Raw genomic sequence first — 23,636 nt, forward strand, 5'->3', positions numbered from 1 at the left:
AACAAAAAAACATAAGTGAGTTGCTCAAATATGCTTTAAATTATATAATATGCAAATTAAAAATATTGTTTGACTTTTCCCCAAAGCCCTTTAGGTTTTATCATAAACTCTTCTTCTAGTTCTTGCATGGTTTTGCCCGCATCATTAATTTTATTAAACATTTTAGCTCTAATTAAATAAATTGAAGGAATGACAATAGCCATTATTGGAAGCATATATACAATTTGGAATTCATCAAAATATTTAACGTCTGCACTTAGTGTTACAATTATTTGAAAAATATACATAGCGATAGGAACAAGTAAAGCGTGATACCACCAATTTCTATTTGTGAAGAACCAAATAAATAATAACATTAGCGGAATAAATTTTCCAGTAAAGACCCACATAGCATACTGAGCACTCTCCCAAAGACTACTATCGTATGTAAACAAAAAAGTGCTCCAGATTTTTTCATCTGGAACACTTTCGTGTAAAGAAAATAATATAGGAGTCGATGCTATTAAGGTACCAATAATAGTTCCCGTAACAGCACTCCTAGATATACTTCTATCCGTTTTTAACGAGTTTTCGCTTTTTCTTTTCCATTTCGGTTTTAACTTGTCCATCTAAGTTGATTAAATCAGTTGCTTGAGCTGTGAACAACATTCCACCGAAAATTGCGATTGCTAGTACGTACTTTTTAGTCTTCATAATATAAGGGATTAAATTAATTAATTACTCAAATATAAGCAGCACTTACATTTTGAATAGTTAAACCGACTGTTAAAAACAGCTCTAATAATCACCTATAGTTACGGTTTTTCCGTAATATCTAACAATAACGTGGTGTTAGGTTGTCAATTTATTTTCTAAATTTTGTACTGCTCCATAGCGTTTTTCTGGGTTAAAGTTGTGTTTTGGCTCAATTTGAGGGATCTTGAGGTCTTGTTTTTATGTGTAATTTCAATACTATTTACATCTTCTGGTAACAAATTTTTAGCGTTCTCTGGCCATTCAATTAACACCCAATTTTGGGTATATAAATAATCTTCAAAACCAAAATTTAAGGCCTCTTCTTCATCATTAATTCTGTACAAATCAAAATGATAAATGGAACAACCTTTAGCGGCATATTCGTTAACAATCGAAAATGTTGGGCTGCTTACTTCATCTTCACTACCTATGGCTTTTACCAAAGCTTTTATAAGAGTAGTTTTGCCAACACCCATATCACCATAAAACAGAATAGTCTTAGAACTGCATTGCTCTAAAATTTGCCGCGCTACAGCGTTAATGTCTTCAATTTGATATGTTATTTCTAATAGTTTTGACATGATAAAAGGGTGTCAAAAAAGTATTCAGCCTAATTTGATGAGCAATAATAAGAAATATTAATGAAAAAAACTAGAAAAAAGTGTATTTCATCGGATTTTTATGCAATACATGGATTTATTAACATATGTACTACTTCAAAAAAACTTACGCCTATTTTGGATTCATTACCACAAACGGGATTATCATTTCCTCCAAGGAAACACCACCATGTTGGTACGTATTTCTATAATAACTTACATAGTGATTATAGTTATTTGGGTAAGCTAAAAAGTAATCACTTTTAGCAAAAATAAATGAACTACTCATAGTAATTGCAGGTAAATGAATAGCTTTGGGATCTTTTGCAACCAAGACTTCTCTGTCTTCATAAGTTAAACTACGTCCAGTTTTATAGCGCAAGTTCAAACTCGTATCTCGATCGCCAATTACCTTTGAAGGGTTCTTCACATTTATGGTACCATGATCTGTAGTTAAAATAAGCTTGAACCCCAAATTTTGAGCTTGTTGTATCATTTCTAATAAAGGGGAATTTTTAAACCAACTCACAGTAAGAGAGCGGTAAGCTTTATCATTTGAAGCCAATTCTTTTACCACATCCATCTCTGTTTTAGAATGTGATAGCATGTCTACAAAGTTGTATACTATAACCGATAAATCATTATCCTTTAAAGTTTTGAAATTCTCAACAAGCTTTTTACCCGATTTGAGATTGGTAATTTTATGATATTCAGTTTTGAGATGTTGCAAGCCTAAACGTTTTAATTGTCCTTCGAGGAATTCGGCTTCATGCATGTTTTTTCCACCTTCATCAATGTCATTTTTCCACAAATTCGGATGTAGTTTTTCCATATCAGCAGGCATTAAACCTGAAAAAATTGCATTTCTTGCATATTGTGTAGCTGTTGGCAGTATACTATAAAATGGGACTTCAGAATCTTTCTTATAGTAATTATTTACTATAGGTTCAAAGGCTTTCCATTGGTCATAACGCAAATTATCAATAACAATTAAAAGTGTTGGTTGGTTCTTACTTAATTCAGGAACAACTTTATCTTTAAAGAGGTTGTGTGATAATGTAGGAGCATCAGCTTTATGATCAAACCAAGTTGGATAATTTTTATCAATGAACTTTCCAAACTGAACATTGGCCTCATTTTTTTGAGATTCTAGTATTTCTGTCATTCCTACATCTTCAATGTCTTCCAGTTGTAATTCCCAGTATATCAACTTTTGATATAGATCACTCCATTCTTCAAAAGTATTTACCATAGATAGATCCATAGCAATCTTTCTAAACTCTTGCTGATAATTAGATGTCGTTTTTTCCGAAATAAGTCTTGAGTGGTCTAGATTCTTTTTTAAACTCAGTAAGATTTGATTCGGATTTACTGGCTTAATTAGATAATCGGCAATTTTATTTCCAATAGCCTCTTCCATAATATATTCTTCCTCACTTTTAGTAATCATTACCACAGGAAGGTTGGCACGCTTTTCTTTAATCTCATTTAGTGTTTCAAGACCTGTTAACCCAGGCATGTTTTCATCTAGAAAGACAATATCAAAGTTGGTATCATCAATAATCTCGATAGCTTCGGTACCGCTTTGACAGGTCGTAACTTTATATTGTTTTTGTTCTAAAAAGATGATATGAGGTTTTAGAAGATCAATTTCGTCATCAACCCAAAGAATATTTATAGTGTTCATGTATATTTGTTTAATATTAATGTAAAAGTCACAGTTTGAAGACAAACAACAAACTCAAAATCTTTAACGACCCAATTTACGGATTTATTACTATTCCGAACTCGGATATTTTCGATTTAATTGAACATAAATATTTTCAGAGGCTCAGACGAATTTCTCAAATGGGTTTGTCATATTTGGTATATCCAGGAGCTCACCATACACGTTTTCATCATGCTATGGGTTGCATGCATCTAATGCAAAAAGCGGTTAATGTACTTCGTTTTAAGGGAGTTGTGATTTCTGAAGAAGAAGAAAAAGCGCTTTATATAGCTATTCTATTGCACGATATTGGTCATGGACCATTCTCGCATGCTATGGAACATAGTATAGTAAATGGGATTTCACATGAAGATATTTCGAAACATTTTATGCGAAAACTCAATGAAGAATTTAACGGAAGTTTAACGCTGGCGATTAAAATATTTGAAGGAAAGCATCATCGTCCATTTTTATGTGAATTGATTTCTAGCCAATTTGATATGGATAGGGCAGATTATTTAAAACGGGATAGTTTTTATACTGGAGTTGCAGAAGGGAATATAAATAGTGAACGCCTTATCACGATGCTTAATGTTGTTGATGATAGACTTGTTGTTGAAGAAAAAGGAATCTATAGCGTTGAGAAATTTTTGGTTGCTAGACGTTTTATGTATTGGCAAGTATATCTCCATAAAACCGGCTTGGTAGCCGAACAATTGTTGGTACGTGTTTTAAAGCGGGCGAAAGAACTTAGCAATTCTGGAGTACAACTTAAGTCAAGTGAAGCTTTGTCTTATTTTCTTAATAATGAAATAACAGCTAAAAACTTTACTGATGATACATTGGAAACATTCTCTCATTTAGATGATTCAGATATCGTTTGGGCAATGAAACAATGGCAGTATCATGATGATTTTATCTTAAAAAACCTCTGTGACATGATTATTAATAGAGACTTGCTAAAGATTAAATTAAAGAACAAGCCAATTAAACCATCTACATTAAATAAGCATATTGATGATTTAATTAAAAAGTATAATATATCTAGGGATGATGCTAAATACTTTGTTTTTATTGATGAAATATCTAACCAAGCATATCAGTCAGAAAACCAAAATATAAAGATTTTGCAAAAGACTGGTAAAGTTGTAGATATCACAAAAGCTTCAGATCAATTTAGCATTAAAGCTTTATCAAAACCAGTAACTAAATATTATATCTGTTATCCTAAATAAACTTTGAGACATTTTTCATATTTTTGCGAGAATGAACTTTACAGCACAACAAATAGCTGGAATTTTAGAAGGTGATATCGTAGGAGATCCTGAGGTAGAAGTTTCTAAACTTTCAAAAATTGAAGAAGGCACAGAAGGCTCTTTGACCTTTTTGGCAAACCCTAAGTATAAATCGTATATATATTCTACTAAAGCGTCAATTACTATTGTAAATAAAACGTTTGAGCCAGAAAATGATATTACGACAACACTTATAAAGGTTGAAGATGCCTATAAATCTTTTTCAAAACTTTTAGAATACTATAATCAGGTAAAACTCAATAAGCATGGAATTGAACAACCATCATTTATATCTGAATCAGCAACATTAGGTGAAGATATATATGTTGGAGCATTCACTTACATAGGTGATAATGTTAGTATTGGAAAAAATGTAAAGATTTTTCCAAATACTTATATAGGCGATAATGTTACTATTGGAGACAATACGGTTATATTTTCTGGCGCTAAAATCTATTCAGAATCCGTAATCGGTAATCATTGCGTGATTAATGCAGGCGTTATTATTGGCGCAGATGGTTTTGGTTTTGTTCCTGATGAAAATGGTGAATACAGCAAAGTACCACAAACAGGAAATGTTATTATCGAAGATCATGTTGATGTTGGAGCAGCCACAACTATAGATAGAGCTACTCTAGGTTCTACAATAATTCGAAGAGGTGTAAAATTGGATAACCAAATCCAAATTGCTCATAATGTAGAAATAGGAAAAAATACTGTAATAGCTGCTCAAACAGGTATTGCTGGTTCATCTAAGATTGGAGAAAATTGTCAAATAGGTGGTCAAGTTGGTATTGCTGGTCATATAACTATAGGTAATAATGTAAAAGTTCAAGCGCAATCCGGAATAGGAAGACATGTAAAGGATAATGAAGTCCTTCAAGGATCTCCGTCATTCAATTATGGCGATTGGAACAAGTCTTATGTGTACTTCAAAAATTTACCTAAGATCGTTAAAACTATAAATGAAATAGAAAAAAAAGTAGATGGCAATTATTAAAACAGACGTTAAGCAAAGAACTATAGAGAAAGAGGTGTCTCTTAAAGGAGTTGGCTTACATACTGGAAAAGATGTAACACTAACCTTTTCTCCAGCACCTGTAAATAACGGATTTTCATTTAAAAGAGTAGACCTTGAAGGTGCTCCAGTTATTGAAGCAGATGCTAATTATGTAACAAATACACAGCGAGGAACTTGCTTAGAAAAAAATGGTGTGACTATCCAAACTTCAGAGCATGTGCTAGCTGCTTTGGTAGGTTTAGATATTGACAATGCAATTATTGAACTCAACGCATCTGAACCACCTATTATGGATGGCTCATCCAAATTTTTTGTTGAAGCACTAGAAAAAGCAGGTATTACAGAACAAGATGATTTTAGAGAAGAGTACGTAGTGTCTGACGTTATATCTTATTCAGATGAAGAATCTGGAAGTGAAGTCATTGTTATGCCAGCTAAAGAATATCAAGTGACAACTATGGTTGACTTTGGTACTAAAGTTCTAGGAACTCAAAATGCCACGCTTAATCATATTTCAGATTTTAAAGAAGATATCTCAGATTCAAGAACTTTTAGTTTCTTACATGAATTGGAAATGCTGTTAGAGCACGGACTTATAAAAGGAGGCGATCTCAATAATGCTATTGTGTATGTAGATAAAGAATTATCTGCGGAAACAACCGAAAAACTAAAAGTTGCGTTTAATAAAGATTCTTTATCCATCAAACCTAATGGGATATTAGATAATCTTACACTTCATCATCCTAATGAGGCTGCTAGACATAAACTTCTTGATGTTGTAGGAGATTTAGCACTAGTAGGAACAAGAATAAGAGGAAAAGTTATCGCTAATAAGCCTGGTCATTTTATCAATACCCAGTTCGCAAAGAAGTTATCTAAAATTATAAAGAATGAACGTCGTAATAATGTTCCACAAATAGATTTGAATCAAGAGCCATTAATGGATGTGATTCAAATTATGGACATGCTACCTCACAGACAACCATTTTTATTATTAGATAAGGTTTTTGAATTGTCAGATTCTCACGTGATTGGTATGAAAAATGTAACCATGAACGAAGAATTCTTTAAAGGTCATTTTCCTGGAGCTCCAGTAATGCCTGGTGTTTTGATTGTTGAAGCCATGGCTCAAACAGGAGGGATTTTAGTGCTGAGTACTGTTCCTGATCCTGAAAATTATCTAACATTCTTTATGAAAATAGATAAAGTAAAATTTAAGCAAAAAGTAGTTCCTGGCGATACTTTAATTTTTAAATGTGACCTAATCACACCTATACGTCGTGGGATATGTCATATGCAAGGATATGCCTATGCCAATGGTAAACTCTGTGCAGAAGCAGAATTAATGGCGCAAATTTCAAAAGTAAAATAAAATGAACCAACCTTTAGCATACGTACATCCTGGAGCAAAAATTGCCAAGAATGTAGTTATCGAACCTTTTACAACCATTTATAGTAATGTTACTATTGGTGAAGGAACCTGGATTGGAAGTAATGTGACCATTATGGAAGGTGCTCGTATCGGAAAGAACTGTAATATTTTCCCAGGTTCTGTGATTTCAGCAGTGCCTCAAGATCTAAAATATAACGATGAAGATACACTTACAATAATAGGTGATAATGTTACTATAAGAGAGTGTGTTACAATTAATAGAGGAACTACAGATAGAATGAAAACGGTTATTGGTAATAACTGTTTGATTATGGCGTATTGCCATGTAGCACATGATTGTGTAGTTGGAAATAATTGTATCTTTTCAAACAATAGCACATTAGCTGGCCATATTACTGTTGGAGACTATGTGGTACTCGCTGGAATGACAGCTGTACATCAATTTTGTTCTATAGGAAATCACGCTTTTGTAACTGGAGGTTCTTTAGTTAGAAAAGATGTACCACCATTTGTAAAAGCTGCACGAGAACCTTTATCTTATGTAGGTATTAACTCTGTAGGTTTGCGTAGACGTGGTTTTTCAACTGAAAAAATTAGAGAGATTCAAGATATTTATCGTATTCTTTATCAAAAAAATTATAACAACTCGCAGGCATCAGACTTAATTGAGGCCGAAATGCAAGCAACACCCGAAAGAGATGAAATTCTTCAGTTTATTAAGAATTCGCATCGCGGAATTATGAAAGGGTATTTCAAATCAAATTAATATAAAATTATACAACATAAATTATGGCAAGTACATCAGATATACGAAACGGATTATGCATTAGATATAATCACGATATCTTCAAAATTATAGAGTTCTTACATGTGAAACCTGGAAAAGGACCTGCATTTGTTAGAACAAAGCTTAAAAGTGTGACTACAGGAAAAGTGATAGATAACACGTTTTCAGCAGGACATAAAATTGATGATGTACGTGTTGAAACACATAAATTTCAGTACCTCTACAATGATGGTGAGTTTTATCATTTTATGAATGAATCAGATTATACGCAAATACGTTTGCTAGAAGCTGCGCTTGATAGACCAGATCTAATGAAAGAAGGTGAAGTTGTAACGGTATTAATTAATACCGAAGATAATTTGCCGCTCTCAGTTGATATGCCAGCAAGTGTGATTTTAGAGGTGACTCATACAGAGCCTGGTGTTAAAGGTAATACAGCAACAAACGCAACAAAACCAGCAACAGTAGAAACTGGAGCCATAGTTAATGTACCTTTATTTATCAATGAAGGTGATAAAATTAAAGTTGAAACTGAAAAAGGGACTTATAAAGAACGTATCAAGGAATAACGAATGAAATTTCCTAAACCGTATACACTTAAAGAAATTGCCAATATTATAACATCAGAATATGTTGGCGCAGATGATTTTCCAGTTTTGGGAATGAACGAAATTCATGTGGTTGAATCTGGTGATATTGTTTTTGTCGATCATCCAAAATATTACGACAAAGCACTAGAGTCTGCAGCAACAGTTGTTTTAATTAATAAAAAGGTAGAATGCCCTGAAGGTAAAGCGCTTCTCATTAGTGATGACCCGTTTAGAGATTTTAACGCCTTGACATCGCATTTTAAACCATTCAAATCGGCTAATGTCTTAATTTCTGAAACAGCTAAGATTGGTGAGAATACAGTGATTCAACCCAATTGCTTTATTGGCCATAATGTAACTATTGGTAATAACTGTACCATTCATTCTAATGTGAGTATCTACGATGATACAGTTATTGGAAATAATGTTACAATTCACGCGGGAGCTATACTTGGAGCAAGTGCATTCTACTACAAAAACCGCCCTGAAGGCTTTGATAAGTTGCGTTCTGGCGGTAGAGTTGTTATAGAAGATAATGTCGATATAGGTGCATTGTGTACAATAGATAAAGGTGTAACAGCAGACACTACTATAGGTGAAGGTTCAAAATTGGATAATCAAATTCAGGTTGGACATGATACTGTTATTGGTAAAAAATGCCTTATTGCATCTCAAGTTGGTATCGCTGGTTGTGTGGTTATTGAAGATGAAGTGACTATTTGGGGACAAGTAGGTATTACTAGTGGAATTACCATAGGTACAAAAGCGGTTATTTCTGCAAAAGCAGGTGTAAGTAAATCATTAGAAGGACATAAAAGTTATTTTGGAGTGCCAGCTGATGACTTTAGAAGCAAGTATAAGGAAATTGCTGCAATAAGAAAGATTCCTGAAATTTTAGAAAAATTAAAAAACATATAAATGACTGCAAAAGAAATCGTCAAATCATTTTACGATTTGGATTTAGCAAAATCTGAAAATGCAATAGATTTAATTCATAAAGACTGCAAATTGCTTTGGAATAGTAGTAACGGATTTACATCATTGGATTACGACGGAATTAAAAACATGATTGATGGTTTAAGAAAAGCATTTATATCGTTCAATTATAGAGTGAGTCACTTACTTGAGGATCAAAACACGATTACTGCACGATATACGATATATGTAACTTCTATTGAAAGACCAGAAAAAGAAGATGCTTTAGCGCATTTTATTTCTATTTGGGAAGTTAAAGATGGTAAACTCTTTAAGGGGTATGAAATTAGTCAACTGGCCGACGATAGTTCTGATAGTTTAAATTCATATGCTGAAATAAAAGTTTAAAAAGGTTTAATAATCATAAGCAAAAACTTATTTTTGCACTGCGAATTTTTCTTTTTAAAATTCATTAAGAAATAACAAACACAAATCATATAAAACAAACACAAATGAGCGTTTTAGTTAATAAAGATTCAAAAATAATTGTACAAGGTTTTACTGGTAGTGAAGGAACTTTTCACGCTGGTCAAATGATTGAATACGGAACAAATGTTGTAGGAGGCGTAACTCCAGGTAAAGGAGGTCAAACTCATTTAGATAAACCTGTATTTAATACAGTTGAAGAAGCTGTTACTAAAGTAGGAGCAGATACTACTATCATTTTTGTACCGCCTGCATTTGCTGCCGATGCTATTATGGAAGCTGCTGATGCCGGAATTAAAGTAATCATTACAATTACTGAAGGTATTCCAGTGGCAGATATGATTAAAGCCTCAAATTATATTAAAGATAGAGATTGCAGATTAGTTGGTCCTAATTGTCCTGGTGTAATTACTCCAGACGAAGCTAAAGTTGGTATCATGCCAGGATTTGTTTTCAAAAAAGGAAAAGTTGGCATCGTGTCTAAATCTGGTACCTTAACATATGAAGCTGCAGATCAAGTGGTGAAACAAGGTTTGGGTATAACAACAGCTATTGGTATTGGTGGAGATCCAATTATAGGAACAACAACTAAGGAAGCTGTAGAATTATTAATCAACGATCCAGAAACTGAATGTGTTGTAATGATTGGAGAAATTGGTGGTCAGTTAGAAGCAGATGCTGCTAAATGGTATCAAAATAGTAAAAGCAAAAAGCCAGTTGTTGGATTTATTGCTGGTGAAACTGCTCCAGCCGGACGTACAATGGGTCATGCAGGTGCTATTGTTGGAGGAAGTGATGATACAGCTCAAGCAAAAAAGGCAATCATGAGAGATTGTGGTATTCATGTCGTAGACTCTCCTGCCGAAATTGGTAAAAAAGTAGCAGAAGTTATTGGATAATAGTCCGTAACTTGTTAAAATAAATATAAAACACAATCGTTATTATTCCGTTGACTTTAACTTAGTCAACGGAATTTTTTTTTAAACTAATCTATATAAAAATGAAAAAGATCAAACTATGCATAATGCTTTTTGTAATTGCATTAGCTTACAATTGCAAAACTGAAAGCAAAACAGACTTGGCCTACGCAGTCGAATCTAAAACAGACACCAATGGACTTTCTTATGAGTCTGTAGTAAATGACCCAACTGGTCTGCGCCTATATACATTGGACAATGGCTTAAAAGTATATTTAAGTAAAAATATTGATGAGCCTAAAATTCAAACTTATATAGCAGTTAGAGCTGGCTCAAATTATGACCCAAAAGAATCTACAGGGTTAGCACATTATTTAGAGCATATGGTTTTTAAAGGTACTGACGAAATTGGTACTGCCGATTGGGATAAAGAAAAAGCATATTTAGATCAAATTTCAGATTTATATGAGCAGCATAGAGCTGAAACTGATCCAGAAAAGAAAAAAGAGATTTATAAAAAAATAGATGAAGTGTCTTTAGAGGCTTCTAACTTTAGTATTGCAAACGAATATGATAAGATGTTATCTTCTCTTGGTGCTACTGGAACAAATGCTTATACATGGTTTGAGCAAACGGTCTATGTGAATAAGATACCAGCAAACGAATTAAATAAATGGTTAAAAGTTGAAAGCGAACGTTTTAGCCAATTAGTTTTACGATTATTCCATACAGAATTAGAAGCTGTATTTGAAGAATTTAATAGAGGTCAGGATAATGATTTTAGAAAACGCTATGCAGCAATGTTAGATGGCTTATTTCCAAATCATCCTTATGGACAACAAACTACTATTGGAACAGGAGAGCATTTAAAAAACCCATCTATGGTAGATATTCATAATTATTTCGATAAATATTATGTGCCAAATAATATGGCAATGGTTTTAGTTGGTGATATAGATTTTGAAGAAACAATTAAAGAAGTAAATGATGCCTTTGGTAAGTTTGAACGAAAAGAATTATCTCACCCAAAACTTCCAAAAGAAGATCCTATTACATCTCCTGTAATTAAAGAGGTATTTGGACCAACTGCTGAAAATATTTCTTTGGCATTTAGAACAGATGCTATAGGTACTAAAGAAGAGAAATTTGTTACAATGGCTGATATGATACTAGCAAATGGTACTGCTGGATTAATTGATTTAAATCTAAACCAACAACAATTGGTTCAAAATGCTGGTTGTACAACAACATTCTTAAAAGAATATGGATATCATACATTTACAGGTACACCAAAGGAAGGTCAAACTTTGGATGAAGTTAAATTATTATTATTAGCTCAAATTGAAAAACTGAAAAATGGTGAGTTTGATGAATGGATGATGGATGCCGTAATTAATGATTTAAAGCTTAGCCAAACACAGACTTATGAAAACAATTCTGGTTTAGCAAATATGTATGTTGATGCATTTATTAAGAATCAAGATTGGAAAAACAGAGTACAGTTTTTAGAAGATCTAAGAGGAATAACTAAGCAAGATTTAGTCGATTTTGCCAATTCATTTTATAAAGATAATTACGTGGTTACTTATAAAAGACAAGGCGAAGATAAATCAATAGTTAAAGTTGAAAACCCGGGAATAACTCCTGTGAATCTTAATAGAGACAAAACCTCAGATTATTTGGCAAGTTTTAATGAAATAGAGTCAAAACCGTTACAGCCTAAGTTTATTGATTATAAAAAAGCTATAAAAGAAACCAAAACAGATAATGGTATTAAAGTCTCTTATATTGTAAATGAACAAAATGATCTATTTAATATGAATATCATTTTTGATATGGGAAGTGATAATGATAAGAAATTAGGTCTTGCTGCTGGCTATATGGAATACTTAGGTACAGATAAATATTCTGCTGAAGAACTAAAAAAGGAATTCTACAAGTTAGGTGTTAATTACTATGTGAGTGCTGGAGCAGAAACCACCTATGTAGGTCTAAGCGGGATTAAAGAAAATTTACCTAAAGGACTTGAGTTGTTAGAGCATTTATGGAATAATGCGGTTCCAGATCAAGAGGCCTATGACAAATATGTAGAGTCAATCGCTAAAGGAAGAAAAGATAACAAAACACAAAAAGGAAGTATTCTATGGAATGGTTTGATGAATTATGGAAAATATGGTGAAAATTCTCGTTTAAGAAATATTTTTCAAGTTAGCGAACTCCAAGACATGGATCCAGCAGAATTAGTTGAGATTGTCAAAGGAATGAAAAACTATGAACAACGAGTATTTTATTATGGTAAAGATGTTGAAGCTGCAGTTGTTGCATTAAATGAAAATCATAAAGTAGCAGATGAACTAAATCAATATCCAGAAGCTATGGCATATTTAGAAAAGGAAACTGGCGGAAATGTATACTTCGTCGATTTTGATATGGTACAATCTGAAATGTTGTTTTTAGCAAAAGGAGATCCTTTTAAAGCTGAAAATATGGCTGCTTCGACCTTGTTTAATACGTACTTTGGAAGTGGGTTATCTTCTATTGTTTTTCAAGAAATTAGAGAATCAAAATCATTAGCGTATTCAGCATTTTCTGGTTATAGTAATGCCAATAAAAAAGATGATTCTAATTATATCATGGCTTATATTGGAACACAAGCCAATAAAATGCCACAAGCTGTTGATGCTATGATGGAATTGATGACCAATATGCCAGAAGCCGAAAAACAGTTTAATGCGGCCAAAGAGTCTACACTTAAAAAACTAGCGGCACAACGCATTACGAAATCTAATGTATTTTGGAGTTATGAGCGTCTCAAAAAATTAGGAATCGATAATGATAATCGTGAAGAGATCTATAACACTATTAAAAATATGACTATGGATGATCTTCGTGATTTCTTTAATAAAAATATTAAAGGAGAGCACTATAACGTTATGGTGATTGGTAATAAAAAAGACATAGACTTCAAGGCATTAAGTAAATTAGGTAAGCTTCATGAGATGGATATTGATTATCTATTTAATTATGAACAACCTGAAGAATTAAAGATGTAATTACTACCTCAAATATTGTTAAAAACCTCACAAGATTTTGTGAGGTTTTTTTATTTCTTGCAACTTGTAATTGCTATATTTGACTACCAACTATTAAAAATTTAAATATGAAGTTACTCGAAGGAAAAACAGCAATTATTACTGGCGCTAGTCGAGGTATTGGTAAGGGAATTGCAGAAGTTTTTGCACAACATGGAGCCAATGTGGCATTTACATACAGTTCTTCGGTTGAAGCAGCAAATGCTTTAGAAAAAGAATTAAACACCCAGGGCATTAAGGCTAAAGGGTACCAAAGTAATGCAGCTAATTTTGAAGACGCTCAAAAACTAGCCGAAGATGTGCTAGCCGAATTTGGAAGTATAGATATTTTAGTAAACAATGCAGGAATCACAAAAGATAATCTGCTCATGAGAATGGGAGAGGATGACTTTGATAAAGTGATTGAAGTGAATTTGAAGTCAGTTTTTAACATGACCAAAGCAGTTCAGCGCACAATGCTAAAACAACGTAAAGGATCTATTATAAATATGAGTTCTGTTGTTGGCGTTAAAGGTAATGCAGGACAAACAAATTATGCAGCCTCAAAAGCTGGTATCATTGGGTTCTCAAAATCTGTCGCTTTAGAGTTAGGTTCTAGAAATATTAGAAGTAATGTCATCGCTCCAGGTTTTATTGAAACAGAAATGACGGCAAAATTAGATGAAGAAACAGTAAAAGGGTGGAGAGCTGCTATACCTCTAAAACGTGGTGGTAATCCAGAAGATATAGCTAATGCTTGTGTGTTTTTAGCAAGTGATATGAGTGCTTATGTTACTGGACAAACCTTAAATGTTGATGGTGGAATGCTTACTTAATATAGATGTGTAATACTTGCAAACAGAAACAATAACTTATATCATCATATCTGGAATTATAGCGCTATTACTAGCGCTATTTCAGTATGCTTATAAATCCAAGATCAAAGGACCTCGTTCTTGGTTATTATCAGCCTTGAGATTTATAACATTGTTCTCTGTTTTTTTGTTACTTATTAATCCAAAATTTGATCAGGTTAGTTATTACAACGAAAAACCAAATCTTGTTGTAGCTGTTGATAATTCTGAATCTGTGAGCTATCTTGAACAGTCACAAAATACTTCGCAACTCATAAATTCGTTAAAAGCGAATGAGGCCTTAAATGAAAATTTTAATATTGAATTTTATAGCTTCGGAAAAGAAGTAAACGCAACAGATTCGTTGTCATTTGATGAAAAACAATCTAATCTAGCTTTAGTGTTTGAACGTTTAGCTGAAGTATATAATAGTTCCATATCACCAACGCTTCTTATTTCCGATGGAAACCAAACCTACGGAAACGATTATGCCTATCTGACAAAGCGTTATAAACAAGCTGTATTTCCTATTATTTTAGGTGATACAACAACATATACAGATGTCAAAATTCAGCAATTAAATGTGAATCGCTATGCGTATTTGAAAAATAAATTTCCTGTTGAAGTCATAGCAACATATAATGGCAATTCAACTGTAAATACCCAACTCAAAATTACATCTGGTGCAACTACAGTATTTTCAAAGCCTATCACGTTTAGTAAAACGATAACCTCACAAATTGTAAATTTGACGCTACCAGCAAATAGAGTAGGAGTCACAAGTTATAGAGCACAAGTTGTACCGTTAAATAACGAGAAGAATACCATAAATAATGTAAAGAATTTTGCTGTTGAAGTTATAGATCAAAAGACAAATGTGGCTATTGTTTCTGATGTGTTGCATCCAGATCTTGGTGCACTTAAAAAATCGATAGAAAGTAACGAACAACGAAATGCGGAGATTTTATCAACGACTGAGTTTTTAAATAAAGCAAATGATTTTCAACTCGTAATTGTATATCAGCCCACCAATAATTTTAGAGCGCTATTCAAAGAAATTGATCGCTTGAAACTAAACAAGATTGTTGTAGCTGGAACCAAAACCAACTGGTCGCTTTTAAATCAATTGCAGGCTAATTATAAACAACAACTCACCAATCAAACTGAAGAATATCAGCCTACACTAAATCAGAATTATGCCACATTTATAGTTGATAATTTAAATTTTGGTGAATTTCCGCCTTTAAAAGCAGAGTTTGGTGAAACGATATTTTCGATTCCATTTGAAACCATTTTGTACAAGACTATAAACGGGACACAAATAGAAGAGCCTCTTATTTCTACGTTTGAAATTAATGATAGACGCGAGGCTCTAATTTTAGGTGAAGGTATTTGGAGGTGGAGAGCTCAGGCTTTTCTCAATGAAAATTCATTTAATTCGTTTGATAATTTTATAGGAAAATTGGTTCAATACCTTAGTACAAGTCAGCGTCGTACAAGATTGAATGTAAATTATGAATCATTTTATAACGGAAATGATAATGTCAAAATCACAGCGCAATTCTTTAATAAGAATTATGAATTTGAAGACAATGCCAGTTTAAATATTACGCTTAAAAGTAAAGACACAGACAGCACTAGATCGTTTCCATTTGTACTAAAGAATACAAATTATGAAGTGGATTTAAGTGGATTAGAAGCTGGAAATTATTCATTTATAGTAAGCGTTAATAACGAAAATATTTCTAAATCCGGTGAACTCAAAATATTAGATTATAACGTCGAGCAACAGTTTTTAAATGCCAATGTAACAAAGCTTCAAAGTCTGGCAAATAGTAGTGATGGCCAATCCTATTTTATTGATAATACTGCTGCAATAGCAAATGACTTGCTAAACGATTCTAGATTTGCAACCATTCAAAAAAGCACCAAAAAAGTCGTACCTTTGATTGATTGGAAATATCTTCTCGCACTCATTGCATTAAGTCTAGCAGCTGAGTGGTTTATTAGAAAATATAACGGACTTATTTAAAAACTATAATTATGGAAAAATTACCAAAAGTTGCACTACCAGTTATGTTTGGTATTGTGGTGCTTATCATACTTTTTGCAAAATCTGCAGTCACAATCGATTCAGGAGAAGGTGGTGTATTATACAAACAATTTTCTGGAGGTGTTGACTTAGAAAACACTTATGGTGAAGGGTTTCACATTGTAGCACCTTGGAATAGTATGATTAAATATGAAGTAAGAGATCAGTCTGTGCAAGAACAATTACCTGCATTACTGTCTGTTGATGGTTTACCTATTGAAGTGGATTTGACTATTCAATACAAACCTAATTATTCAAATCTAGGTCGACTACATCAAACTGTAGGTGTTGATTACTACATCAGAAAAGTTAAGCCAGCTATAAATTCTGTTGCAAGAAGTATTATTGGTCAGTATACTGCAGAAGAACTGTATTCGTCTAAAAAGAATTCTATTCAAAATGAAATTCAAGAACAGACCAAAAAGGATTTATCTGCTGTTTATATAGATTTACTTCAAGTCCTTGTTGAGAAAATAGAATTACCAGAAAAGATTACGGCAGCAATTGAAGATAAAAAAACGAAAGAACAAGAATTGGAAAAGTATAAATACCTATTGCAAACTGCTGAAAAAGAAGCCGAAAGACAACGTGTTGAAGCCGATGGAAAAGCGATTGCCAATAAAATCTTAAGTGCTTCTCTAACTGATAAAATATTACAAGAAAAAGGTATTGAAGCGACATTAAAACTCTCCGAATCGCCTAATAGTAAAGTTATTGTAATTGGTTCTGGAGATTCTGGGATGCCTATAATTTTAGGAAATCAATAAATGAAAACGATTATCATCTCTTTATTATGTTGCTTGAGTTTCCTAATTCATGGTGACAACAACTTACTATCAAATAGTTATGTAGAATGCTATTATGATAAAGAGGTGAAACGACCAATATTAGTATATGATAGTATCAATGGAAAGATTGTTGACTCACTTTATAATATTGATGATAAATACGCATGGTATAAATTAACCATTTTAGAGAGTGAGTATGGCTGGTTTAAAATTAAAAAGATTTCACGTTTGCCGTCTTCTCATATAGATTATAATTATGAGAATTATTGGGTAAAGAATATTGGTTTTTTAATTAATGCAGATAATTATAGTGATAAACATCATGTGTATTTATACGATTTACCATCAGTAACATCTAATAAGATTCACAGGTTAGATAACTTTCAAAAAGTAAATGTGATTGAAGTTGATGACCTATGGGCAAAAGTAAAATTTACCGTTGGTAAAAAGCAAATCGAGGGTTGGTTAGGATATAACGACCAATGTGGATTGCCATGGACAACATGCCCAAAATCGGATTAGTATTAAATAAATCATAATAATTAAAAAAGGATTTGGAATTGTAGATAAAAATTTGCAACCTTTGTTCAAACAAAACAACAAATGACTTTTATTCAACTACATCATCATCATTTTCACTCTAGCACTCAAGCGAGCTGAAGATGTATTGAATAAAATCAACATATTTAAAAACCGTTTGAGTAAGTCAAACGGTTTTTTTTATTTCCATAATTTAAATTACCAAAAGCGATTTACTCAAACTGAAACATTAAAATCAAAAAATGAGTAAATTAAAAATTGCAGTACAAAAATCAGGTAGACTTCACGACGATTCTATGAAGCTATTGAAAGACGTTGGAATCTCTATTGATAATGGAAAAGACCAACTCAAGGCATCTGCCAAGAATTTCCCTTTGGAAGTTTTTTATTTAAGAAATGGTGATATACCTCAATATTTAAAAGATGGTGTAGTAGATGCAGCAATCATAGGAGAAAATGTTTTAGTAGAAAAAGGCAATGGTATTTCGATTTTAGAAAAACTTGGGTTCTCATCATGTAAAGTGTCTATAGCTATCCCGAAGTCTAAAAACTATAACTCAATTAAAGATCTTGAAGGCAAGCGCATTGCAACATCGTATCCAAATACGGTGAACCTGTTCTTAGAACGAAATAATGTCAATGCCAACTTACACATTATTAACGGTTCTGTTGAAATTGCTCCAAATATTGGATTGGCAGATGCAATTGTTGATATTGTCTCTAGTGGAAGTACATTGTTTAAAAACGGACTAAAAGAAGCAGAAATCCTATTGAAATCTGAAGCTGTACTTGCAGTTTCACCTTTAATTACCTCGGAAAATGAGAGTACTTTAAATAAACTTCGGTTTCGCTTACAATCAGTTCTAAAAGGAAGACAGAGTAAATATGTATTGCTTAACGCACCTAATGATAAGTTAGAAGCTATTGTCAATATTTTACCTGGTATGAATAGTCCAACTATTTTGCCGTTAGCAAAAGAGGGATGGAGCTCTCTACACTCAGTGATTAATAAAAATGAATTTTGGGAAATTATTGATGAACTTAAGCAGAATGGTGCAGAAGGAATTTTAGTGTGTCCAATCGAAAATATGGTACTGTAATGAAAACGATAATAAACCCAAAACGATCAGATTGGTCTAGTATTTTAAAGCGACCAACACAAACTGTAGAGACTATTGAAAATACGGTTAATGAGATATTTAATGATGTACAACGTAATGGTGATAAGGCTATTTCTAAATACACAGAATTATTTGATGGTGCAAAATTTGAGTCGGCAATTGTATCTAAAAAAGAAATAGAAGGGGCTTCTGAGTTCATTTCTGAAGACTTAAAAGCTGCTATAAAAACAGCAAAGCTTAACATAGAGATTTTTCATAAAGCTCAAAAAACAGAACGCATTACTGTAGAAACCAGTCAAGGTATAAATTGTTGGCAAGAAAAGCGCCCAATTCAAAAAGTTGGATTATATATTCCAGGAGGAACTGCTCCTTTGTTTTCTACAGTTTTGATGCTAGCTGTTCCAGCTCAAATTGCTGGGTGTAATGATGTTGTATTGTGTTCACCACCAAATAGTAAAGGAAAAATTGCTAATGAAATTTTATATACCGCTCAGTTATGTGGTGTTACCAAGATCATTAAAGTTGGTGGTATACAGGCTATTGCTGGATTAACATTTGGCACAGAACACATTCCACAGGTTTATAAGATCTTCGGTCCTGGAAATCAATTCGTGACAGTAGCGAAACAATTAGCAACAAAATATGGTGTTGCTATTGATATGCCTGCTGGTCCAAGTGAATTGTTAGTGGTCGCAGATGATACTGCAAAAGCAAATTATGTGGCCTCAGATTTATTGAGTCAAGCCGAACATGGTGCAGATAGCCAAGTGATTTTAGTATCTACATCTAAAGGGTTTATTAACGAGGTTAAATTTGAGATAGAGCAACAGATGCTAAAGCTTCCTCGTAGAGATATGGCACAAAAAGCTATCGATAATTCTAAACTAATATATGTTGAAACTCATGAAGTAGCTTTGGATGTTATCAATGAATATGCACCAGAACACTTTATCATATGTACATCTAATGAGGATTTTTATATTGATAATATTTCTAATGCTGGCTCTGTATTTATTGGAAATTATACGCCAGAAAGCGCAGGTGATTATGCTTCTGGAACTAACCATACGTTGCCTACAAATGGATTTAGTAAAGCGTATTCTGGTGTCAACCTAGACAGTTTTACCAAGAGTATTACATTTCAGAAGATATCAAAAGAAGGGATTCTAAACATTGGAAAAACTATCGAACTAATGGCAGAAGCTGAAGGCTTACAAGCACATAAGAATGCCGTAACATTACGATTAAAAGATTTGAAAGAATGAAAATAACTAGCTTAATTAGAAATAATATTAAATCCTTGAAACCTTATTCGTCTGCTCGAGATGAATTTAAGGAACTGTCTAGTGATTTCGTATTTATTGACGCTAATGAAAACCCATTTGAAAATGGTGTTAATCGATATCCTGACCCGCAACAATCGCTAGTTAAAACGCATCTTTCTGATATAAAAAAGATACCTGTAGAAAATATATTGTTAGGAAATGGTAGCGATGAAGTTTTAGACTTAATTTTTAGAGTGTTTTGTGAGCCAAACAAGGACAATATAATTACATTGCCACCAACGTATGGAATGTATGAAGTGCTAGCTCAGACCAATGCAATTGAAGTACAAAAAATTGAGTTAGATCATAACTTTCAGCCTAGAACTAAAGACATTTTAGATGTAGTAAATCCCTTTACAAAGCTACTGTTTTTATGCTCTCCAAATAATCCTACGGCTAATAGTTTTGAATCTAAAACCATAGAACAGTTATTACATAATTTTAATGGTATTGTAGTTATTGACGAGGCGTACATCGATTTTTCTAATACCGAAAGTTGGTTGAGTCGTTTAGATGAGTTTCCAAATTTAATTGTGACACAAACACTCTCTAAAGCCTACGGTATGGCAGGCATTCGATTGGGTGTTTGTTATGCTTCCGTCGAAATTATATCTGTGCTAAATAGAATAAAACCACCATATAATATCAATGAACTTACTCAACGAAAAGCTTTAGAGCGATTGTCAGATTATAAATTGGTTTTTGCCGAAATTCAAAAAATCCTAGAACAGCGCAAGTGGTTAAGAACCGAACTAGAAATGATAGCATTCGTAGATACTATTTATCCATCTGATGCCAATTTCTTATTGGTAAAAGTTGATAATGCAACTATGCGATACAACCAACTAATAGAAAAGGGAATAGTTGTAAGAAATAGAACCAATGAGCCAGGTTGTACCAATTGTCTAAGATTTTCAGTGGGTACACAAATGGAAAATATAAAACTAATTAAAGAACTGAACACATTATAATGAAACGCGTATTATTTATAGATCGAGATGGAACCATTATTAAAGAACCAGCAGATGAACAGATTGATTCATTTGAAAAGTTAGAGTTCTATCCTAAAGTATTTCAATATCTAAGTAAGATTGCGAACGAGTTAGACTTTGAAATTGTTATGATTACCAATCAAGATGGTTTGGGTACAGATGTATATCCTGAGAACACCTTTTGGCCAGTACATAACTTTATTTTAAAAACCTTTGAAGCTGAAGGTGTCATATTTAAAGAGCAATATATCGATCGAACATTCGCAAAAGATAATGCTCCAACACGAAAGCCTAATACAGGTTTATTGACCAAGTATTTTTCTACGGAATACGATTTGGATAACTCTTTTGTTATTGGTGACCGCTTAACAGATATCGAATTAGCTAAGAACCTAGGATCAAAAGGTATTTTTATTAATGATGACACCAATCTTGGAACTGATGAAATTACTGTTAAACGAGAAGCCTTAAATAAATTCATTGCTTTGGAAAGTAATGATTGGGAAAGGATTTACACTTTTTTAAAAGCTGATGCTAGAACTAAAAGTATTGAGCGAAACACCAATGAAACAGAGATTAAAATAGATTTAAACCTTGATGGAACTGGTCAAAGTGACATTGATACTGGAATTGCTTTTTTTGATCATATGCTAGATCAAATTGCGCGTCACGGACAATTAAACCTAACGATTAAAGTTGATGGTGATTTAGAGGTCGATGAGCACCACACAATTGAAGATACTGCCATTGCTCTAGGTGAAGTATTTGCAATTACCTTAGGCAATAAGCTTGGTATTGAACGCTACGGATTTTCATTGCCTATGGATGATTGTTTTGCGCAGGCCGCTATAGACTTTGGTGGACGGAACTGGTTGGTTTGGGAGGCTGAATTCAAACGCGAAATGATAGGAAAAATGCCAACAGAAATGTTCTATCACTTTTTTAAATCGTTTACAGATGGTGCCAAATGCAACTTGAATATAAAGGCTGAAGGCACGAATGAACATCATAAGATTGAGGCGATTTTCAAGGCTTTTGCAAAAGCTATCAAAATGGCCGTTAAACGCGATGTAGAAAAAATGATATTGCCATCAACAAAAGGTCTTTTGTAATGAGTGTAGTTATTGTAGATTATGGCGCAGGAAATATAAAAAGTATACAGTTTGCTTTTAAACGTTTAGGAGTTGAGGCTAAACTTTCTAATGATCCAGCTATCATAAAGGCAGCAGATCGAGTGATCTTTCCTGGAGTAGGAGAAGCAAGCTCTGCAATGAAAATGCTTAAGCAAACTGGTTTGGATGATGTCATACCAAAATTAAAGCAGCCAGTACTTGGAATCTGCTTAGGAATGCAGCTTATGTGTAATGGTTCTGAAGAAGGAGATACTGAAGGACTAGGGATTTTCAATGCTGAAGTTAAGCGTTTTTCTAATAAAGTGAAAGTGCCTCAGATGGGGTGGAATACCATTACTAATTTAAAATCTGAATTATTCAATGGTATAAAAGAGAATGAATTCATGTACCTTGTGCATAGTTATTATGCAGAGCAATGTGAAGAAAGTATCGCCTCTACCTATTATGAATTTAGTTATGCCTCTGCATTACAAAAAGAGAATTTTTATGGTGTTCAATTTCACCCTGAAAAGAGTAGTACAGCAGGAGAACAATTATTAAAAAACTTTTTAGAATTATGAGAATTATACCAGCAATAGATATCATAGATGGCAAATGTGTACGTCTTACTAAAGGTGATTATGATACTAAAAAAGTATATAATGAGAACCCTGTTGAAGTGGCTAAAGAATTTGAATCTTATGGGATTCAATATTTGCATTTAGTAGACTTAGATGGTGCTAAGGCCAAGCATATTGTAAACTATAAAATTTTAGAACAAATTGCTTCAAAAACCAATTTAAAGATTGATTTTGGAGGAGGTTTAAAGTCTAATGAGGATTTACACATTGCTTTTAATTCTGGTGCTAGACAGGTTACAGGTGGAAGTATTGCTGTTAAAGACCCTACAACCTTTGAAGGTTGGCTTAATACCTATGGTGGAATAAAAATTATGCTTGGAGCCGATTGTAATAATGAAAAAATTGCTGTGAGTGGCTGGCAAGAAGAAAGCGATATGAATGTGATTCCTTTTATTAAAGCTTATGAAAGCAAAGGTGTAAAGTATGTCATCTGTACAGATATAGCTAAAGATGGAATGCTTGAAGGTCCGTCATTTGATCTTTATAAACGCATACTTAACGAAACAAAAGAGGTTAGGTTGATAGCCTCTGGAGGTGTGACATCAATTGATGATTTAAACGCCTTGGAAGATTTAGGCTGTGAAGGCGCCATCATAGGAAAAGCTATTTATGAAGGCCATATTTTATTAAGAGACTTAGAAACACACTTATAGT

The 23,636-nt window shown here is 33.1% G+C and carries 23 protein-coding genes; 19 read left to right on the forward strand and 4 right to left on the reverse strand.

The window, feature by feature from the left end:
* Positions 1-56: 56 nt before the first annotated feature.
* The 4 genes from Q0783_RS14560 to Q0783_RS14575 form a co-directional block, all read right to left on the reverse strand.
* The gene (locus Q0783_RS14560) at positions 57-608 is read right to left on the reverse strand and encodes a hypothetical protein (RefSeq protein ID WP_230935247.1); all 552 of its coding nucleotides are present in this window, start codon (positions 606-608) and stop codon (positions 57-59) included.
* Complete coding sequence (locus Q0783_RS14565) at positions 550-693, reverse strand: hypothetical protein (RefSeq protein WP_230935246.1); 144 nt, start codon at positions 691-693, stop codon at positions 550-552. The genes Q0783_RS14560 and Q0783_RS14565 overlap by 59 nt, the downstream gene beginning before the upstream one ends.
* Positions 694-851: 158 nt before the next feature.
* Positions 852-1,316 carry a tRNA (adenosine(37)-N6)-threonylcarbamoyltransferase complex ATPase subunit type 1 TsaE gene (gene tsaE / locus Q0783_RS14570; RefSeq protein ID WP_298896316.1) on the reverse strand — a complete coding sequence of 155 codons (465 nt, stop codon included), beginning with the start codon at positions 1,314-1,316 and terminating at the stop codon, positions 852-854.
* Between the two features lie 151 nt (positions 1,317-1,467).
* The gene (locus tag Q0783_RS14575; RefSeq protein WP_298896318.1) at positions 1,468-3,021 is read right to left on the reverse strand and encodes a bifunctional response regulator/alkaline phosphatase family protein; all 1,554 of its coding nucleotides are present in this window, start codon (positions 3,019-3,021) and stop codon (positions 1,468-1,470) included.
* 35 nt (positions 3,022-3,056) lie between these two features.
* Between Q0783_RS14575 and Q0783_RS14580 the strand changes: the two genes are divergently transcribed.
* The 19 genes from Q0783_RS14580 (at position 3,057) to hisA (ending at position 23,635) form a co-directional block, all read left to right on the forward strand.
* Entirely contained in the window at positions 3,057-4,277 is a 1,221-nt protein-coding gene (locus Q0783_RS14580; RefSeq protein ID WP_298896320.1) for an HD domain-containing protein, read from the forward strand.
* Positions 4,278-4,308: 31 nt separating this feature from the next.
* Positions 4,309-5,337, forward strand: coding sequence for a UDP-3-O-(3-hydroxymyristoyl)glucosamine N-acyltransferase (gene lpxD / locus Q0783_RS14585; protein WP_298896323.1), 1,029 nt, complete (start codon positions 4,309-4,311; stop codon positions 5,335-5,337).
* Entirely contained in the window at positions 5,324-6,730 is a 1,407-nt protein-coding gene (locus tag Q0783_RS14590; protein ID WP_298896324.1) for a bifunctional UDP-3-O-[3-hydroxymyristoyl] N-acetylglucosamine deacetylase/3-hydroxyacyl-ACP dehydratase, read from the forward strand. The genes lpxD and Q0783_RS14590 overlap by 14 nt, the downstream gene beginning before the upstream one ends.
* Before the next feature lies 1 nt (position 6,731).
* Positions 6,732-7,517: an acyl-ACP--UDP-N-acetylglucosamine O-acyltransferase gene (gene lpxA / locus Q0783_RS14595; protein WP_230935240.1), complete on the forward strand. Its 786-nt coding sequence runs from the start codon at positions 6,732-6,734 to the stop codon at positions 7,515-7,517.
* Between the two features lie 23 nt (positions 7,518-7,540).
* Positions 7,541-8,107 carry an elongation factor P gene (gene efp, locus Q0783_RS14600; protein WP_230935239.1) on the forward strand — a complete coding sequence of 189 codons (567 nt, stop codon included), beginning with the start codon at positions 7,541-7,543 and terminating at the stop codon, positions 8,105-8,107.
* Positions 8,108-8,110: 3 nt separating this feature from the next.
* On the forward strand, positions 8,111-9,046 hold the full coding sequence (locus Q0783_RS14605) for a UDP-3-O-(3-hydroxymyristoyl)glucosamine N-acyltransferase (RefSeq protein ID WP_298896327.1): 936 nt from the start codon (positions 8,111-8,113) through the stop codon (positions 9,044-9,046).
* Positions 9,047-9,451 carry a nuclear transport factor 2 family protein gene (locus Q0783_RS14610; RefSeq protein WP_298896329.1) on the forward strand — a complete coding sequence of 135 codons (405 nt, stop codon included), beginning with the start codon at positions 9,047-9,049 and terminating at the stop codon, positions 9,449-9,451.
* Positions 9,452-9,555: 104 nt separating this feature from the next.
* Positions 9,556-10,428 (forward strand): succinate--CoA ligase subunit alpha, encoded by an 873-nt coding sequence (sucD, locus tag Q0783_RS14615; RefSeq protein WP_298896331.1) that lies wholly within the window; start codon positions 9,556-9,558, stop codon positions 10,426-10,428.
* A 101-nt stretch (positions 10,429-10,529) separates the two neighbouring features.
* Complete coding sequence (locus Q0783_RS14620; protein ID WP_298896333.1) at positions 10,530-13,499, forward strand: M16 family metallopeptidase; 2,970 nt, start codon at positions 10,530-10,532, stop codon at positions 13,497-13,499.
* A gap of 107 nt (positions 13,500-13,606) precedes the next feature.
* Complete coding sequence (gene fabG, locus Q0783_RS14625) at positions 13,607-14,353, forward strand: 3-oxoacyl-[acyl-carrier-protein] reductase (RefSeq protein ID WP_298757752.1); 747 nt, start codon at positions 13,607-13,609, stop codon at positions 14,351-14,353.
* Between the two features lie 16 nt (positions 14,354-14,369).
* A complete protein-coding gene (locus Q0783_RS14630) occupies positions 14,370-16,403 on the forward strand; it encodes a VWA domain-containing protein (protein ID WP_298896335.1) in 2,034 nt (677 codons plus the stop codon).
* Positions 16,404-16,414: 11 nt separating this feature from the next.
* Positions 16,415-17,230 (forward strand): prohibitin family protein, encoded by an 816-nt coding sequence (locus tag Q0783_RS14635; RefSeq protein ID WP_298896337.1) that lies wholly within the window; start codon positions 16,415-16,417, stop codon positions 17,228-17,230.
* Positions 17,231-17,773: a hypothetical protein gene (locus Q0783_RS14640; RefSeq protein ID WP_298896339.1), complete on the forward strand. Its 543-nt coding sequence runs from the start codon at positions 17,231-17,233 to the stop codon at positions 17,771-17,773. It begins immediately after the preceding gene.
* A gap of 260 nt (positions 17,774-18,033) precedes the next feature.
* A complete protein-coding gene (gene hisG / locus Q0783_RS14645) occupies positions 18,034-18,891 on the forward strand; it encodes an ATP phosphoribosyltransferase (RefSeq protein WP_298896342.1) in 858 nt (285 codons plus the stop codon).
* Entirely contained in the window at positions 18,891-20,177 is a 1,287-nt protein-coding gene (gene hisD / locus Q0783_RS14650) for a histidinol dehydrogenase (protein WP_298896344.1), read from the forward strand. The genes hisG and hisD overlap by 1 nt, the downstream gene beginning before the upstream one ends.
* A complete protein-coding gene (hisC, locus tag Q0783_RS14655) occupies positions 20,174-21,208 on the forward strand; it encodes a histidinol-phosphate transaminase (protein WP_298896347.1) in 1,035 nt (344 codons plus the stop codon). Before hisD ends, hisC begins: the two co-directional genes overlap by 4 nt.
* Positions 21,208-22,341 carry a bifunctional histidinol-phosphatase/imidazoleglycerol-phosphate dehydratase HisB gene (hisB, locus tag Q0783_RS14660; protein WP_298896349.1) on the forward strand — a complete coding sequence of 378 codons (1,134 nt, stop codon included), beginning with the start codon at positions 21,208-21,210 and terminating at the stop codon, positions 22,339-22,341. The genes hisC and hisB overlap by 1 nt, the downstream gene beginning before the upstream one ends.
* On the forward strand, positions 22,341-22,922 hold the full coding sequence (gene hisH / locus Q0783_RS14665; RefSeq protein WP_298896351.1) for an imidazole glycerol phosphate synthase subunit HisH: 582 nt from the start codon (positions 22,341-22,343) through the stop codon (positions 22,920-22,922). The genes hisB and hisH overlap by 1 nt, the downstream gene beginning before the upstream one ends.
* Positions 22,919-23,635, forward strand: coding sequence for a 1-(5-phosphoribosyl)-5-[(5-phosphoribosylamino)methylideneamino]imidazole-4-carboxamide isomerase (hisA, locus tag Q0783_RS14670; RefSeq protein ID WP_298896353.1), 717 nt, complete (start codon positions 22,919-22,921; stop codon positions 23,633-23,635). Before hisH ends, hisA begins: the two co-directional genes overlap by 4 nt.
* Position 23,636 lies beyond the last annotated feature (1 nt).

Source organism: uncultured Psychroserpens sp., assembly GCF_947500255.1.
GTDB lineage: Bacteria > Bacteroidota > Bacteroidia > Flavobacteriales > Flavobacteriaceae > Psychroserpens.